The following is a 17,217-nucleotide window of genomic DNA, read 5'->3' as shown; positions in this document are numbered from 1 at the left end:
TATTTGGGCTCCTCAGGTTCACTGGCAATAGTCTTCAAGCGCGCTTTGGGACAGTGTGTCGGATTTCAGCCTGAGCCGGTTGCAGACCGCGTTCAGGTGTGTGGCGGCCTGTTCCGAGCCTGCTGTGGCGGCACGGCTGTAATACTCTGCCGCGCGCGAGGGTTGGTCCGGGAAGGTCAGGCCGATCTGGCCTTCGATCACGTCGTCGGTCACGGTGGCGTCGTACAGCGTTCCGAACAGCGCAAGCGCATCCGCATCGCCGGAATTGGCTGCCTTTTCGACAAACCCAAGCGCGTTGTCGGCGGATACCGAACTGCCGCACTCGCGTATTTTACCAGCCAATGTGGTGAAGCCTTGGGACGACAGTTCCGCCAATTGGGACTGTTCGCAGGGGTCCGTTGCGGGGGCGTTCTGTTCAGGTTCGACAACGGCGGTTTCGGTCGCGTCGGCTTCGGGTTCGTCCGACATGTTCAGGAAGAAATACGCGCCGCCCGCAAGTAGCAGAACCAGTGCCGCAATGCCCGCTATCAGGCCGATCGAGCTGGATTTGCCCTCATCACCTGTGTTGTCCTCGGTCGCGCTATCTTCTTCCGCTGCGGCTTCCTGATCCTCATCAGATGCTTCCGTTGCGGACAGCACGGTTTCGGAATTATCCGCCTCGGGCGCGGCGACCATGACTGTGGGCGCTTTGGCTTCCGGCGTTGCACCGGTGCCGCCGATGCCGCCGATGATGGCCTCGTCCGGACCGGCGTTGATATCATCCGGCCAATACGTATCCCAACTGCCCGCGCCGACCTCGACCCGGATCGGCGTATCCTCTTCGATCTGATTGACGATTTCGGGGCCGACGATCAGACGCAGCACATCACCGTCCTGAATTGCGGATCGGGCGGGAATGGCGGCCTTGTTCGCCTGCCACCCTTCGGGGCTAAGCCACTTTTGCTGGTAGCTGTTGAACACCGCCACCGTCACCGGGTCACCCTCGGCCACGGCGCCAGAGATGGTGAGTTCGGCAAAGCCGCCATGCGGGTGCTTGGAATCTGGCCTGATCTCGATCACGAGGGCTGCTCCGTTCCTGTTGACAGCTCGGTCAGGACGCCGCCAAGTTTGATGTTCTGTTCGATATTCACCGTGCCCGCATCACTGTCCTTAGCGTTTTCAACAAAGAGCGAATCCAGCGCAAAGACCCAGTCGGTCCAGGTGTCGGTTGCCGCGGCGCGCGGGGTTTCGGGCAGGCTTTCGGCTGTGTCGGCCCCAATGCGCGGCGCAAACGCCTTTCGGCTGTTTCCGTCGCCCAGATCGATGTCCAGACCCTTGCCATCCCGTACATCCCGCGCGCCAAGGGTCGTGACGAAACTGTTGATACGTTCGGAACAGACGATTGCCGCCGAGGGGGCCTGTTTGTCTACCGTCAGCCCATAAGAGATCGCCCGCAGCATCCCCATGATGTCGTCCTGGACATTGGTGCGCGACAGCCCGTGGATCATCTCGTTGACCAGATCGCCCGCTTTTTCCTGATTCAACTGGTAGACGGCAAGGCGCTCTTCGTCTTCCTTGAACCGGTTAAGTTCTTCAATCCAAACGGAAACAGCCGTCGACGCCTGAAAGGATTCCGGCGTCATGGTTCGGATAGTGTTTGCCTTTGGCTTGGCGGCTTCTTCCTCGGCGGGGGCCTGTTGCGCCCCCGGGGCCTCTGCCGCAGGTGAAGCCGGACGGGCTGGCGCACCGGGGCGCAGTGGTGCCCCCGGACGGGCAGGGCGCGTGGTTGCGGCGGCCGGGGCTGCCGCCGCAGCGGGTTTCGGGGCCTCGTTCGCCACCGCGTTTGTGATGCGGATCGAGGACGGCACCCGCGAAATCCGATCCTGAACCGCGTCCTGATCCACCGAAAGCGCCTTGAGAAACGCCCCGAACCGGTGGTTCGACAAGGTCAGTTCCAGACTGTCGATGATCCCGGCGGCGGCCAACCGTTTCTCTTCAATGCGCTGTTCGACGTCGTCCGAGACGTAGAACTGGGCCAGTTCCTGATGCAGGGATGCGGCGACGGCCTCGACCTGAGTGCTGATCTGGCGCAGTTTGCTTTCCGGTTTGCAGACCTTGGTGAGTTCGTCGATCAGATAGCTGACGCCACCATCGTTCAGGCCAAGGGCGGCCTCCCACGCACGGTCGGGGTCTTTGAAGTGCTTTAGCACGGGCTCTGCCTGCAGGCATCCGGCCTTGAGTTGCGAGACCCGTTCCACCTTTTCGGGGATGATTTCGACTTCGCGGTCATCTTCGTAGCGGATGAGCGCCTCAATCGGATAGTAGGGATTGCGCAGCCAATAGCAGTTCGTAAAGGGTTCCGATCCGGCCCATTTATGCACCCAGGACGTCGGTACCTTGCCAAACCCCTTGAGCAGCGAGGCGTCCATGCGCCGCTCGAACCGCTCATAATCTTCCGCGCCCGAGGCGCTGTCGATCAGGTGTTTGTCGAATTTGGTCATCACAAAGAACAGGATGCAGTCGTTCTTGGCTCGCTCATCCGGGGTCGCGCCATGGGTCAGTTCGATCCATTGTTCGACCAGCCCCGGCAGGCTGAGCGTTTCCATGTTGCTGTCCGGCACGCAGAGCAGCATCGAGGTGATTTCCTGGTTCGACACGTAGCGGTCGAACAGATAGGCCACCTTGCCGCGCAGAAGCATGTTTGTGACAGCTTCTTCCGGGTTTCGCAGCGTCACCGACAAAGGGGCCTCGAACCGGTTGCGGGCACCGGGGAAGTCGAGCAGGTCGGTCTCGGCAAACAAGGGCGAGGGCTGCTCGTCCATCGGAAACACCAGTTCTGCCGCCAGTGCCGTTGTCACCGCCCGGTTCAACTGACCGTTCTGACCGGCAGCGGTCTGGATCGACAGCATGTCCTCATTTTCGGGGCCGAACAGACCCGACAGGGTGTTCACGTCGATAATCGACGTCTCGCGCGGTTGCAGCGAGTCGAGCGAGGCGTAGATCACCTCGGCATGGCTAATAGTCGCCAGCGCTTTGGACAGCTTGATATAGAGGTTCGTCAGAGGTTCATAACCGCCCCACAGAATCGCAAGAAACTGACCGCGATCTTCGGGTGAAAGCCGGGGGGCCAGTTCCGCCGCCTCGTCCCAGAACCCGCCGAGGTTAAAGGCATAAGACGATTTGCTAACCCATTTCTGCACATAATCGGCGATCTCATAGACTTCTTCATAGTCCAGCCCGCCAGTGGGCGCGCCCTGCGCCTTGCCGGAATGCGCTTTGAAATGCGCCTCAAGCGCTTCGGGCGTCGGGGGTTCTTCGCTCAGGTCGCCGTCTTCGTAGAAGCTGTTGATCAGGGTGCGGGCAATGTCCGCCTCGGTCAGCAGGTTCAGCTGGATCGGATAGCCGTCCGGGGTCGGGGCCTTGGTCATGGTGAAACGCGTCACAAGACCGGTGGATTCGCCATCGCCTGCCGGGTTGACCTGGCTGATATAGTCCAGTTTGCCGCCCGGTCCGTTGAAATCGGCCACCAGTCGCCCTTCGTTCGGGCGCGCCAGAACCGAGACCAGAAAGGACTTACCGGCCTGCGACGGGCCGAAAACACTGACGCTCATCTTGGTTTGCGCCGCGCGGCTCAGCCGTTCGGCCCGCCGTGCGCTTTTGCGCAGAACCTTGGGCAGATGGGCAACCCGGCCTTCGACGGTTTTCTCGTTTTCAGGATCATTGATCCACTCCAGCGCGGCGCGCGACAGGCGGGCGACCTCGGTGCAGCGGGCGGACAGGGCGTCTTGTTGGCTCATTTCATCGTCTCATCTCTTCAAACGGTTCAGACCTGGAATACGCCAGTGTCGATCCAGTATTCATCTTCAAAACCAAGGGTGTGCAGACGCAGGATAACCTCGCTGGATTTCATCGCGCCGCCTTCGCCATCCTCGACCTGATCGATCTCGAACGCTTCGCGCATGGATTCGCGCCGCAGCTTGTCTTCGCTGGTCTCGCCATCACTGTCGTCGAAATCGGTCTTGCGCAGTTCAACCTTGATCGGCAGGGGCCGGGTCTGATTGCCGGTATCCGCAAAATCCAGCCGGAACAGCGGCGTCGTGGTCCAGCGATCCAGCGGCAACTGGCGCGAACCGATATAGACCGGGGAATACAGGTTCACGGTCGCCGTGTCATTGCTGGATCCGTCTGAATCCAGATCAACGTCGCGGAACAGAATACGCGCGTCGGGAATCTGGCCGTTGATGTCCATTTCCCCGACATAGCGCGCGGTGGATTGCATCTGGAACGCGCCGGTTGTGACCTTGAAGTTGGGGATGCGGTTTTCCGACAGCGCGATCAGCATGCCCCCAACGGCCACCGTCGATTTCGGATCGCCGATCTTCTGCGAAACCGGATCACGGAACGGATACCAGCGGCCGGTCTTGTATTGATGCATCGAGATCAGGCGGTGCGGTGGAACCACCAGCATTTCTTCGACAATGGATCGAATGGCGGGCAGGCGCGAGGGCCGCCCGGTCAGCAGAACCACATCGACGCCCAGATGGTCGATCACCTCGCACATGTTGCCCAGAACGCGCTGGAACACTTCGCGGCTGATCGCATCCACATCCTCGCGCGAGGATGTCAGGATCAGATCCGCCAGTTTCCAATCCCGCGCGCCCAGAGCGGCGGCGGCATCTTCGACGTATGACAGGATTTCCGACCCAACTTCTCCGCTGCTGTCGGTTTCAGGGGTGGTCTCGGACGGCGTGTCGGGCGTGGTTTCCTCTTCACCCTCCTGCTCTTCAGGTTCGACCGGTTCGGGCATGCCCAGAATGCGGGCAACCGGCAGGTCGAACCGTTCGAACTCTTCCGAGGTTTCGCAATGGGCCAGCGTGGCCTCGGCCAGTGGCACCAGCACCCTTAGCGAGAATTGCCGTCGTCGTTGTACCGCCTGCTGGTCCTGTCCGCCGATATCGCCGCCGAACAGTTCCCGCAGTTTCTCGGCGACATACACGCCGCCCGCGGCTTCGATGGATTCCTGAATGCGTGGAATGACGATGGCGCTGACGACCCGGTGGACAAGGTCATCGCCGGCAACCCGGAACCCTTCACGGAAGGTCTGCTCGGGGTGCAGAACGCGGTTGGCTTCGTTCCGGTAGGTGGTGATCATCAGGTCGGTCGTGCCGCCGCCCACGTCAATGCTGGCCAGACGCAGCGAGGGTTCCTCGGCCCCCGACGGGGCCATCCGGGGCTTGCCCTTGAGATCGATGAATGTGTCCAGCCGACCGTCAAACTTCTGCGTCAGTTCGCTGTAGAGGTAGACCAGTTGCGTGCACGATGCCTCATCCCAATCAACCTTGACCTCGGGCTTGGTCGAATAGGGTTTCTGGGCGTTGTCCAGACCCAATTGGTGCCAGATCAGGCTCAGCGCGCCCTGCGTGCGGGACCGGATGATCGCCTGTTCCTTGATCGGTGTCGCGGTCGGCAGGCTGAGGATGATGCGGTTCAGGCGTCGGGGCAGGTCCGATTGCGCCCGGCGGGACCGGCCAGCGGGGTCGTTAATCTGGATCAGGGCATGCGCGATAATCTCGCCCATCATGAACCCGAACAGCGAACTGCGCGAGAAACGCGGGCGGATCGCCGGTGTCGTCGGAGTTTCCCCACGACGGCGCAGGCGCTGTTCTTCTTCGTACCGGACCTGTTTCATCACATCGCCCGCCTCGTTCAGGTGGCGCATGGCTGACCGCACCGCCTTGGGCAGGTTGTTCGGGTCCATATGGTTGTGAAACCGCCAGTCCTGCTGCACGGCGGCGCTGTCCCAGAGATAGCGTTTGGGTGAGGACAGGCCCGACAGCGTTTCCGTGCCTTCTTCGCCTTGTACCAACCGCACCGCCTCGGGGCCGATACGTACGAAGCTGGGCCACAGAAACGCATTGCGGCGACCCGACCGACTGGCATAGCGGTCATCGCCGAAACGGACATCCGAAAACTCGACCCGGCTGGGGAACAGGCCGCTATAGTGAAACTCGGGGCGGCTCAGGTCGCGGATTTCCAGCGGGAAGGACCGGGCCAGATCGACCCGGGTTTCGCCGGGAAACTGTTCGATCAGAATGCCACAGGTGCGGCTGTTGCCAACGTCGAGCACAAGATCGACATTCACCGGCGTCACCGAATCGCGGGGGCTTACCGTATTGGCAAAGCGGATGGTCGGCGGGTTCGCGGCCTTTTGCACAACGTGCAAATATGCAAGGTAGCGGGCCCAGTGTTCGAACCGGTGGGGCAGGTCCTCTTCTGCGAACCGGCGACCGGGGCGTTCGGCACGTTTGAAATCCAGAAACAGCTCTTTCAGCCAGTCCGAGACCCAGCGCTGATGATCCAGCATGTTGCCGTTTTCATCCGTCTCGGGGCGGCGCAGGAACCAGCGCATGTCATTGGGTTCAGAGACCAGCCTGAAATCGCGGGCCTTTTCGGCGTCAGACTTTTCAGGCGCAACATAGTTCACGTCCTGCTGCAAATCGACCAACGCCGTATCCAGCGCGATCTGAATGCGGTGGGTGTGCCCGGTTTCCGGATCGGGTTCGGCCAGTTCAACCGTCCGCATCCGCGCCCAGCTTGTCGGGCCGGGATCGAATTGCAATTCACCCGCATGGCCGCGCTGGCTTTTCTGCCGCAGGAACGGAATGGGCACCCATTTGTCCAGAAACGGATCGAGCGCGGCGGTAACGCGGACGGAATACTCGTCATCGTCGTCCTGCCGCGCATCCAGCACCTCGGCATCGCGGGTATCGTCGCCGGACAGGGGGAACAGGGTCAGGATCTTCTCGCCATCCTGCTCTCCGGTCACGCGTTCGATATACCGCAGCGGGCGCATTTCCAGCTTGGCAATGTCAAAGCCGAAGTCCAGCATTTGCGTGCCTGAAAATGGAATCAGAGTGATTTCATCGCGCAAATTCGCGAGTTTACGAATTTGTGGTTTGCGATCTCTGAGCATTAGTTACCCTTTCCGACTTCGTATATAGCGGTCCAGGCCGGTTGGTTTTGGGATACCGAGCCTGTGAACGTTTTGATCTTGCTGCCCTCTTTGACCCGCAGGCGAAACGGTTGCGTCGTGCTTTGGCCGTGTGGGTGGAAAAGAGAGATTGATATGAAATAGGTCCCGTCTGCCGGCGCGTCGAAATACATGCTTTCAATCGCGTTCGGCACGGCAGTGGTGATGTCGTGGTTGCCGCCGATATCGAGCGTTCCGCCACAGGCTGACCGGTTGTCGTAGTTGATGATCTGGCTGCCGGGGCATCGCACATCCATGTGCAAATCCGCAATCGAGTCCCATAGCAGCGAAATCGTCAGCTTCCCTTCGCGCGCGCCGCGTTCGGTCAGTCTGTTGCTATCGACATCGGGGGCGGCCTCGGTCCGGTCTTGCGGGTCGGGGATCGGGGCCAACACCTTTTCAGGCTGGCAGGCCCGGTCGGCAATGCCGATCTGCCGTTCCAGGCTGGCAATTCGGTCCCTTAGCCAAAGCGTGCGGCGTTCCTCTTCCGAAGCCTCCGCAGCCGGAGGCGGGCAGTAGCTTTCCACGCCCGGAAGGCGCAGGGCGCAGGCTTCGACCATCAGATACCAGATCGCAGCGATCATCAGCAGCAGCAACAACCAGCCAAACCACATCAACCACCACAGGTTGAGGGAGCCCCGGTCGGCGGTGGCAACGGCTGCAGGTGCCGTGTCTTGACCGGTTGGCTGAGCGGCGGACGCCGCCGTCGCGGCAGCCTGCGCCGCCGCTTTCTTTTGCGCCCGCGCGGCCCCTTCGGCCCCGCTCAGGTCACCGGTCACGGCGGCCTGATTGTCGGACACCCAGGCCCAGTTCAGCATAACGGGCTGTTTGGTGTCCCCGTCTTCCAGCACATAAACGCAGTCTGGTCCGGGATGCTGCACGGCGTTGCACAAAGCCTCGCCCAGACGCTGCTGGTCGGGGTCTTTGCTGTCCAGCAGCGACTGGCCATATTCGGTGATATCGGACAGCAGCGACTGAAAGTCGTCTTCAATTTCACCGCGCGCGTCTTCGTCGAAACTGTCCAATTGGCGCGGCTCGCCAGCGGTGGTTGCGTACCAGTCGAACCGGTCGCCATATTGCGTCGCCACCGGTTCGGCGAACAGGGCGGCGTGCCGCTCGCCCAGTTTGTCGCGCACGGTGCCGGTGATCAGCTCAAACGACCGCTGCGGTGCGGTTCCAAGCGGGGACAGGCCCTGCGTTGATGTGTTTGCGAGGAAAGCTTCAAACATTACGCCAACTCACTCGCTTTTCGGCGTCAGTGTAGGAAGCTTGGGTAGGGGGGCCTCGGTGCTTTCCGGCACTCCCGAAGCCTGCGCGCTGTCCGGCGGCAGCGGGCGCTGGATCTGTGGCGCACAGTTCTGGGTCACAACCGTCGGCAGCGCGCCGGTGCCGTTCAGAAACTGCATGAGGTCGGGCGTGGACAGGGCAAAGTTCAGGCTGCGCATCGGCCCGACTTTGACATACGTATTCACGCCGACAAGACGGCCGCACATGTCAACAAGCGGTCCGCCGGAGTTGCCCCGTGAGATCGGCGCAGAGTGGACAACCACTTTGTACTGCGGGTTGATCTGCTGTTCGGTCGAAACCGTTCCATCCGTGACGGCCAATTCCGGCACAGCTGTCCGGTCGCCCGCCCGCAATTGCTGAAACCGCGCATCGCTTTGCAACAGATCGCCGGGATACCCGGCTGCGATGACAGATTGCAGGCGCAGGGATTCGTTTGAATCCAAGACGTTGAAGGACGGTTGTTGCGCCCCTTCGACCCGAAGAAGGGCGAAATCCCCTCCGGTCGCTTCCAACGGACCCAACGTCTTGAGGACCTGCGCCTCGCGCAGGGAACCCAGCGCGTTGTTGGTGACATAGATCGTCGAACCGGGGGCCGCGATGACGTGGTAATTCGTGACCAGCAGATCGGGGCCCACAAAGAACCCGGAGCCGCTGCCCAGACCCGCCGGGGAAGGGGCCAGCACAATTGCGGTGCGCTCTTCGATATAGGCCAGCAGCGATTTGGTGTCCTTCGGGCCGTCCGAGTCCGGAACCTGCACGCGCTCGGGATCGGGGGGCAGAATGGCTGTCCGCTCGGCGGGCCGGATCGCGCCGGGGATGTCAGTGCGATCATTGGGGTTTGGCGGCAGCAGCCCTTCGATAGTGCGTCCGTTGGGCATCAGAAGCGTTCCGTCCGCCTCGCAAACGGCACCGTCGATGGCGGTCTGCAACGTGGCCAGCCGCTGTTCCAGCGACTTGTTGGCGTTTGCCACAGCGGCCAGCGCGGCCTCGTCTGTAATGGCCTTGTCGCCCGCCTGTTCCGGGAAAATGCGATTGCCGGGGATCAGCAGCCAGATCAACACAACGCCCGCAATCAGCACCAGAAGCAACAGCGGCAACCATGCCCACAAGGGCACCCGCTGCGGTGCGGCGGCGGCAGGCTGCGGCGCCTGGGGCGGCGGCGGAGGGGGCGTGCCGCCTGTGGCACCAACCGGCGGTGCGACCGAGGCGGAAGCGGGGACTTGTGAAGCTTGGGATGCGGCCTGTGCGGGCGCGGCCACCTCGGGGGGTGCAGCTGCCGCCGCGGCGACCGGCGCTGCCAGCGGCAGAAAACGCCCGAGGGTCTGGGCGTAATGCGCCCTGCGCGTATCCGCATCATGCTTGGAGCCTGCAGGCATCATGCCCCAGTTGATAATGACCGGCGTGCCATCTACGGACCACACATCGTTCAGGTCGGAAATATGCAACGCACTGCCCAGCAGGCCGCTGTTTTCATCACTCAAAGCGGACCGAAGCGGTTCCAGCCTGCGCGACAGTTCTGCCGACAGCGCCGATTGCGAGGCCTCATCCAGCCGCCCGAACGGCGTGGCGTTGCCCTGAACGTTTGTATACCAGGACACCGATGGCGAAACCTGATCATTGCCGCGGCTCAGCAAAGGCTCGGCGAAAAGCTGGGCAGCCTCATCCCCCCCGGCTGACTTGAGGGCGTCCTGCAGGGCCGCAAAAGCCTCGATCGCCAGCTCGCCATCAACCTCGAGGCATTGTTTCAGTTCAATCTGTGTTTTGGTCAGAAAATGTTCGGCCATCAGTTGCCTCTTGTGGATCGGCGGAATTCTACGGTTGCGGAACTTCCGACCTCGGGTTGTGTCACGACACAGTTTGCCGTGCCGGCCTGGTTCAGTTCGCAACTGCTGCGCAGGCGGTAGATATAGCCGCCATCGCTGCAGGACAGATCGCCGGGTTCTTCAATGATCAGCGCGCCGCTGCCGTCAAATGCGCCCGTAACAGGGCCCTCGCAGCTGTTGCCGTTGGCGGCGCGCATCTCTTCGCGGCCAACACCGTTTGCATCGAAACACATGATCCATTGGTTGTACGTGGTTTCAACGCCGGTGGTGCGGTTGGTTGTCACGAAACTGGAATCCAGTTCCCAACACCCTTCCAGCAATCCGATGCGCCTGCCTTCCCAATCCCCGCGATCGATCTTTTCGGGCAGCGGGGCCGGTTCCGGCAGGGCTGCCTGTTGGGGTTCCTCCGGCTGGCACTGTATCAGGGCAAGCTCGCGTTCGCGTTGAAGAATGCGATCCAGCAAAATCTTGTTTTGACCTTCCAGAACCGCCAACTGCGCTTCGGTCTGTTCGGCCTTGTTCACGGGGCACCAGTCGAACCATGTGGCAGCAACACGGTCCCCGGCACCACATGCCGGCACCAGCGCGGCAGCGGACCAGGCGACAATTGCGACAAGCAATGCAGTGCCAAAAAAGACCGAGACAATTCGGAGCAAAACGAAAACACCCCCTACAAATCGAAAGTCAGTAAACGTGACTCAACACTGATGGTCAACGCAATTCTGCGACTGCGATCAGTTACAAAAAATGTCATGCCCACCCGATTACAAAAGCTGTCATTTCAAACGGCTAACCGTACCCGCTACGAAGTTACCAAATGGTAAACACGTATGGGATTTGGGTCATGTTCGACTTTGAAACAGCAGAAAGAAACGAAACTCCGAAGTCGCTTTTGTCGGTTTCCGGAGGCGGCCTGCTTGGGGTCATTCCAGCCGCGATGCTGATGCGTTTCGAGGCGCTTGGAAAAGACGCTTACGGACCTGCCTACCGGCTGTGCGACAGCTTCGATTCCGTTTCGGGGACTTCCACCGGAGCGGTCATTGCCGCCGGGGTCGCGCTTGGGCTTTCGGCCCAGGATATCGCCGACTTCTATCTGCACGACGTGCCCCGTGGTTTCAAGCGGCGCAAGCGCGCTGTTCCCCTGCTGCATGATGTCTTTGACGGCGAACTGCTGCACAGTTTCTTCGAGCAACGCACCCAAGGACGGCTGCTGGACCGCAGCCAGCTGGAATGCGATCTGACGGTGCTGACCAAGGACCTGCAGCGCGGAAAAGCCATTGCTTTTACGACAGTTGACAGCGATATCGATACGATCTTGTCCGCAGAAATTCGCCGCGAAAAACTGCCGCTGTCTGACCTGTTGCGCGCCAGCACCGCCGCACCGGGGTTGTTTTCTCCGATCACACTGAACTTGAAGGGTCTCGGTCAGACCCGGTTGGTGGATGGCGGTTTCAGTCTGTTCAACGACCCGTCCTATCTGCTGACCCGGCTGACCCGCGAAGCGGGGGCCCGCCGTGCGGCTCTGATCTCGCTTGGAACCGGCAGTTCGCGGCCGACCTATTCCGGCAAAGACCTGGTGGACCGGGTCTCGGTTCTGCGCGCCTTTCGCGGTCTGTTCGGCCTGATCAAGGATGCCGAGGCGCTGTCGCAGGAACTGATGCGCGACATGGCGCAGATGTTCGGCCCGTCCCTGCAGCACGACCACTATGACATGAGCCTGACACGCGACACGTTCGAGGCGCTGTCCTTTTCCCTGAAACCCGGCGAGTTAAGCGACATGCGGAAATTCGCGGATTTCGCGGGCAAAGAGCGGCTGTTCGAAGCCGCAGGTCTTTTGGCCGAGCGCCTGATTTCAGAGCCACTGCCGCTGACCGGCAGCGCATTAGTTACTGAAACGGTTGACAGATAATTCCATTTCCGCACCATTTGGGCAGTTGGGAATTTTAGCATGAAAACAATTGATGTCTCATATCTGGGTGGCATTCCCGAAAAAAAGGCCGCGCGCATAGCCATACTGGATGCTCAGAAGCTATCTGTCGCCAGTTCCGGCGAAGGGACCGTGACTGTTCTGGATACAGAAACGCTGTCGGATGAAGATGCGGATGCCCGACTTGCCGAAGTCTCGCAAACTGCATCCCGGATATTGGTTTTGTTTTCCCTGTCGCACGGCGTCAGCTTCCGCAACCGGCGCGACGCACTGCTTGCTCTTGGCGCAAGTGACGTCATGTCGGCGGATGGAACGGACGAAGAGTTTCTGACCCGTGTTCAGGCGCTGAAACTGCAGGCACAGCCTCCGCGCATTCTGATCGTCGAGGATGAAGAGGAAATCGGCGATTGGGCCATCGACGTGCTGCGCGACGCCGGTATGGACGCAACCCGCGTACGCACATTGAAAGAGGCGCAGGACCGGTTCGAGGCCGGTCCCGTCGATGCCCTGATCGTTGATCGTGGCCTGCCCGACGGCGATGGCCTGACCTTCATCAGCCGGTTGCGCGACCTCGGCATCCGCATTCCGGCGCTGCTGTTCACCGCGCTCGACTCCATCGAGGACAGAATTCGCGGTCTCGAAACGGCCCGCGCAGATGACTACATCTGCAAACCGGTGCACGAGGGCGAATTGCGCGCCCGTGTTCAGGTTTTGCTGCGCCCGCTGATCTCAGAGGAAACGATGGTCTTCGGCCCGCTCGAGATCAATCGCAAGGACAGAATAGTACGCTGGCGTGGCACACGGGTCGAGCTTCGGCCAAAAGAATGCGAGATGCTGATCTATCTGGCCGAGCGTGAAGGCCTGCCGATCCCCAAGCGGATGATCTATCTGGATGTCTGGCAAAAGACGTTCATGGATGTGGGTTCGAACCCGGTGACAGCTGCGCGGCACCGGCTGGTGCGCGATTTCAAATCGGCGCTTGGTGAACGTGGCGAAGAGTATCCTGAATTTCTGGCAACCGACGGCGATGCCTATGTGTTTCTGTCCGAAGAACTGTTGCGCATTCCGCCGGTTATAGGATCGGGACCGTGAACAAAAGGGCCGCAGCTTTCCCGCAGCCATTGCGCATGGTGACAGGGCAGGGGCTGTTTTACGCCGCGCTGGGCGTGTACCTGATGCTGGCGGCCGTATTTTGTGTTTCGGTCTTTACAGCCGCCGACAGGGCGGATCAGAGGGCGCTGCAAAGCGTCGAAGCGCAGATGCTGCGCATCCTCGAAGATACAGGGGTCAGCGGGCTGGCCACCGCGTTTGACCGGTCGCGCAACATTGTTCTGCCGGGAACGGATCGGCTGGAACTGGCGCTGTGGCAGATCGGTGGCGGCAAGCGGCGCGTGTTGCTGGAAACCGCCCCCGGCGCAGCAGTGGCGCTTGACAGTGAGGCGACGCAAGCGACCGTCGATGGCATCAATCTGGAACTGCGGTCGGTCGATGTTGCCGCCGCGTCCAGTGACTGGGCCTTGCCCATGGGGGACGTGGCGCTTGTGTTCGGCATCGAAGCCCCCAGCGCTGAGGCCAAACGAGCCCGGCGGCTTGCGCTTGCGACAGGTTTCATCTCGCTGTTTGTCTGCGGGCTGATGGTTCTGCTGCAGGTCGCGCACTGGCAACGCTATCGCCGCAATTTGCAGCGGATCAACACTTTGCTCGACCGTTATTCCTCGGGCGAAACCCGCATTCGGTTCGAGGATGAAAACCCCGCGCCCGAACTGCGCGAACTGGCGCGGCAGTTGAACACGGCGCTGCCCAAGATTGATGAACTGTTTGCCGACTTGCGCGCCCTGTCGGCGCATCTGGCGCATGAAATGCGAACACCGCTGCAGAATATCCGCAGTGGCCTGCGCAAGATCGTGCGTGCCGAAACGGATGAGGAGAGACGCGCGCAAGCCCAGCGTATCGATATGGGCATCGATGCCGCCGATGCGCGCCTGCAGTCGATCATGCAACTGTTCCGCCTGCAGGCGGATGCGGATATCCAGTTCGAGCCCGAGGTCGCCTTGGGCGTCATCCTCGAAGACCTGGTATATGACTTCGAGGAAGACCTGACCGCGCAGGGCCGCGATCTGACAGTACGGATCGACAAATCGGTGCGCGTGACGGGTAATACTCATCTGCTGGAGCTGTTGTTGGCCAATCTGCTGTCCAATGCGGTGAAATACGCGCCCGACAATTCGGATATCTCGGTGGATCTGCAGCAGCGGGCCGGACAGTTTGAACTGAGGATTTCCAATGACGGGTCGTTGCCGGAGGGGTTCACAGACAACGCGTTCGACCGTTACGCGCAAAGCGCCGAGAATCCGGGCTATGGGCTGGGCCTGGGGCTGGTCAAGGCTATTGCGCAAAAGCATGGGTTCAAGGCAGAGTTGGCCAGAGGCGAAGACGGAACCCGCGTCACCGCATATGTGCATGGCGCGGCGCTGCCCCAACCTGCGGAGGACGGTGATGACTAAGACGCACATCGTTTCAACCGTCCTTGGCCTCTGCCTTTGCACCGCAGTTTCGGCGCAACCCGATCACCCCGTCACCCGTGTTGCGGCGGGTCTGGTTCTGGCGGAAACAGCGGTCGAGGCGGAAAACGCGCCGCTGCTGTTATCGGCGCTTGAGATGATCTCGGCCCATTCTCCGCAGGGTGCGGCCGCAGCGCGATTGCTGGGGCAGTATCAGGCCGAGGCTCAGTTTCTTGCGCGCGGCGATCCGGGCTTGATTGACCGCCATGGCAAACTGTCCGGCGAAGAACCGGTTTCATCGCAACACGCGATGATATGGATTCTGGACGGCAGCGACAGCTTCCAGGTGCCCGAAGCGCAGGGGATTACGGCGTTCGCATCGCAATCCGGTGCGCCTGCGGATCAGGTGCTTGGGGCCGCCGGATCAGCCTGCCACCGCGATGGGTTTATTTGGACATGCGCTCCGCCGCTTGTGCAGGGACAGGTGACGATCCGCCCCGAAACATGGGTTGTGATCGAGACCCGCCCGGCAGCGCAATGAGACGTCTGGCCCTTTTGTTCAGCGCCTTGGCCTGTGTTTGCACGCAGGCCGCCAACGCAGAGCACAGGGCGCTGATGATCGGTGTCATGAACTACGCAGCCGATCAGGCACGCGATTTTGGCACGCTGGGCGGACCGGGGCCGGACGTGGCCCTGATGACGCAGGTTTTCGTAGATATGGGGGTCGAGGCGCATCAGATCACCGTTCTGACCGACGCGCCCGAGTTCCTTTCCTCAGAGGGTATCACCCCATCCATTCCCGACCGCGCCAACATACTCGCCGCCCTGAACCGGCTTGCTGAAAACGCAAGGCCGGGGGACCTGATTACCGTCTATCTGGCGGGTCATGGGGCGCAGATACCAGCGCATGCCACGTCTGCAGAAACCGATGGCTTTGACGAGGTGTTCCTACCCGCAGACTTCGGCTTTGACGCGGATGGGGCACCCGTGAACGTGGTTCTGGACGACGAAATCGGTGCCAGGATCGACCAGATGATTGCCGCCGGGGCACATGTCTGGCTGATTGCCGATACCTGCCACTCGGGCAGTTTTCGGCGCGACTTCGGGTCTGAGTTGGTGCCCAGGTTCGTTGACCTGAACCCGGACAACTCGCCCGGGGACGGGGCGGATACATTGGCCGAACTTTCGCCACCAAGCGCGCAGACCTCGGGGCAATTCACAGGGTTCTACGGGGCGGCAGCCGGGGCGCTGGCCTATGAAGCAAAGGTTGCAGGGTCAGAAACGCCTCATGGGCTGCTCACATGGGCACTGGCCCGCGCGCTGCGTGAGGGGCGGGCAAGCACCTTTTCAGACCTCGCGCGGCAGGTGACGTCCACCATCTGGACTGTTGGAAAAGGCCGGGCTGACCCGCAGTTCGACGGAGCGCTGGGCGCGCCCCACGCCTTTGCCGAGCATGCAGCGGGTGCTGGCCGGTTTGCCCTGTCCGTTGATCAGGACATTACCATCGCTGCCGGTCGAATTGATGGCATAACACCCAGCACCGTTTTTTCAGTGCGCGACCAGACCGAAACGGTGTTGTTCGAGGTGGTGGTGAGCGAGGTGTCCCTGACGCACAGCACCGGCTCACTACCCGCCGGGGCGCAGCTGGAACTCGACGGGAAGCTGACATCCGAAGGGCTGGACCCGACCCGTTTCCGTCTGCGCTGGCTACAGGACCGTGCGCCCGTTCTGACGGCCGAAGTAACGTCCCGGCCAACGGAATTGACTTATTCGGTGGCGCTGTCCCTGCCGGGCGTCGATGCCGGGATGTCGAAGCGCATCGCGCAGATGATCGCCGACTTAAGCCCGCGCCTCCGTCTCGGACATGAGAGGGCAGACCTGCGCATCGTGGCCGAAGAGGATAAGCTTGTTCTGCAACCAACCGCACCCGGAGCGCGTCATGCGATGGCGGTTCCCATGGATTCCGCGCAGTTGCCTCGGTTGCAGAACATGCTGCAGCAATATACGAAATCGCGCTCTTTGCTCTCGGTCGCACGGTCTTTGCAGGCAACGGAGCTTGCGACAAATCTGACGGTCGGTCTGCAGCAACGCGCCGGACAGGCGGACGAGGGCGGGGTGTGTAAGGACACCGTTGATGCAAGTCCGAATGCGCAGGACCCATCCCCCGGCGTGCCTCGGATAACGCACTGCGACACCGTTTCCGTCACGGTCCAAAACCGCAACCCTTGGCCGGTCGATCTGACGCCGCTTTATATCGCGCCCGACAATCAGGTGTATTTCCTGCCCGGATACCGGGATGCCGCGAAAGGCGGCTGGCGCATCGGGGCCAACGAAGCGGACACCCTGCGCTATGTCGAGGCGACGCAACTCCCCGATGGATCGCCGCTTGCGACGGGACCGATGCGTCTTGTTATACTGGCCGAGCGTGGCGTTCCCGGTGCTGTTCCGGCCGATTTCCGGTATCTGCAATCGTCTGTCGCGCCGCCCGCCACCAGATCGGCAGACTCCGCGTCGTTGACCGCGCTGCTGACAGAGGCCGGGTTCGGACAATCCGCGCGCCGCTCGATCGGGGATACGGTCATGCGGCAAAGCGGGGCGGTGATCTTGCCGCTCAGAACGGTAGGGGAAGAGGGGAAGGATCGCGTTGCTGAGTAGATACAAGACAGTTGC

At 61.4% G+C, this 17,217-nt stretch carries 11 protein-coding genes; 5 read left to right on the top strand and 6 right to left on the bottom strand.

The features are described 5' to 3' along the window. Nucleotides 1-18: 18 nt before the first annotated feature. Genes ACR0K1_RS07890 through ACR0K1_RS07865 form a run of 6 tightly spaced genes read right to left on the bottom strand, consistent with a single transcriptional unit; the run spans nt 19 to nt 10,739 of the window. Nucleotides 19-1,059, bottom strand: a complete 1,041-nt coding sequence (locus ACR0K1_RS07890) for a hypothetical protein (RefSeq protein WP_480849727.1) — start codon at nt 1,057-1,059, stop codon at nt 19-21. Further along, nucleotides 1,056-3,776: a virulence factor SrfC family protein gene (locus tag ACR0K1_RS07885; RefSeq protein ID WP_480849724.1), complete on the bottom strand. Its 2,721-nt coding sequence runs from the start codon at nt 3,774-3,776 to the stop codon at nt 1,056-1,058. The genes ACR0K1_RS07890 and ACR0K1_RS07885 overlap by 4 nt, the downstream gene beginning before the upstream one ends. 26 nt (nt 3,777-3,802) lie before the next feature. After that, on the bottom strand, nt 3,803-6,952 hold the full coding sequence (locus tag ACR0K1_RS07880) for a virulence factor SrfB (RefSeq protein WP_480849722.1): 3,150 nt from the start codon (nt 6,950-6,952) through the stop codon (nt 3,803-3,805). After that, nucleotides 6,952-8,238, bottom strand: a complete 1,287-nt coding sequence (locus ACR0K1_RS07875) for a hypothetical protein (RefSeq protein WP_480849720.1) — start codon at nt 8,236-8,238, stop codon at nt 6,952-6,954. The genes ACR0K1_RS07880 and ACR0K1_RS07875 overlap by 1 nt, the downstream gene beginning before the upstream one ends. 9 nt (nt 8,239-8,247) lie before the next feature. Continuing rightward, nucleotides 8,248-10,080, bottom strand: a complete 1,833-nt coding sequence (locus ACR0K1_RS07870) for a S1C family serine protease (RefSeq protein WP_480849718.1) — start codon at nt 10,078-10,080, stop codon at nt 8,248-8,250. After that, complete coding sequence (locus ACR0K1_RS07865; RefSeq protein WP_480849716.1) at nt 10,080-10,739, bottom strand: hypothetical protein; 660 nt, start codon at nt 10,737-10,739, stop codon at nt 10,080-10,082. The genes ACR0K1_RS07870 and ACR0K1_RS07865 overlap by 1 nt, the downstream gene beginning before the upstream one ends. A 224-nt stretch (nt 10,740-10,963) precedes the next feature. Between ACR0K1_RS07865 and ACR0K1_RS07860 the strand changes: the two genes are divergently transcribed. From ACR0K1_RS07860 to ACR0K1_RS07840, 5 genes are read left to right on the top strand one after another with little or no spacing between them, the layout of a single operon-like run. Continuing rightward, nucleotides 10,964-12,028 carry a patatin-like phospholipase family protein gene (locus ACR0K1_RS07860; protein WP_480849714.1) on the top strand — a complete coding sequence of 355 codons (1,065 nt, stop codon included), beginning with the start codon at nt 10,964-10,966 and terminating at the stop codon, nt 12,026-12,028. Between the two features lie 39 nt (nt 12,029-12,067). Beyond that, complete coding sequence (locus tag ACR0K1_RS07855; protein ID WP_480849712.1) at nt 12,068-13,138, top strand: response regulator transcription factor; 1,071 nt, start codon at nt 12,068-12,070, stop codon at nt 13,136-13,138. Continuing rightward, the gene (locus tag ACR0K1_RS07850) at nt 13,135-14,550 is read left to right on the top strand and encodes a sensor histidine kinase (protein ID WP_480849710.1); all 1,416 of its coding nucleotides are present in this window, start codon (nt 13,135-13,137) and stop codon (nt 14,548-14,550) included. The genes ACR0K1_RS07855 and ACR0K1_RS07850 overlap by 4 nt, the downstream gene beginning before the upstream one ends. Then, the gene (locus ACR0K1_RS07845; RefSeq protein WP_480849708.1) at nt 14,543-15,088 is read left to right on the top strand and encodes a hypothetical protein; all 546 of its coding nucleotides are present in this window, start codon (nt 14,543-14,545) and stop codon (nt 15,086-15,088) included. The genes ACR0K1_RS07850 and ACR0K1_RS07845 overlap by 8 nt, the downstream gene beginning before the upstream one ends. Continuing rightward, the gene (locus ACR0K1_RS07840) at nt 15,085-17,202 is read left to right on the top strand and encodes a caspase family protein (protein ID WP_480849706.1); all 2,118 of its coding nucleotides are present in this window, start codon (nt 15,085-15,087) and stop codon (nt 17,200-17,202) included. Before ACR0K1_RS07845 ends, ACR0K1_RS07840 begins: the two co-directional genes overlap by 4 nt. Nucleotides 17,203-17,217: the final 15 nt, after the last annotated feature.

This window comes from Ruegeria sp. F5 (genome assembly GCF_056533845.1).
The sequence above is the reverse complement of the archived record's forward strand: the minus strand, read 5'-3'. Positions and strand labels throughout refer to the sequence as shown.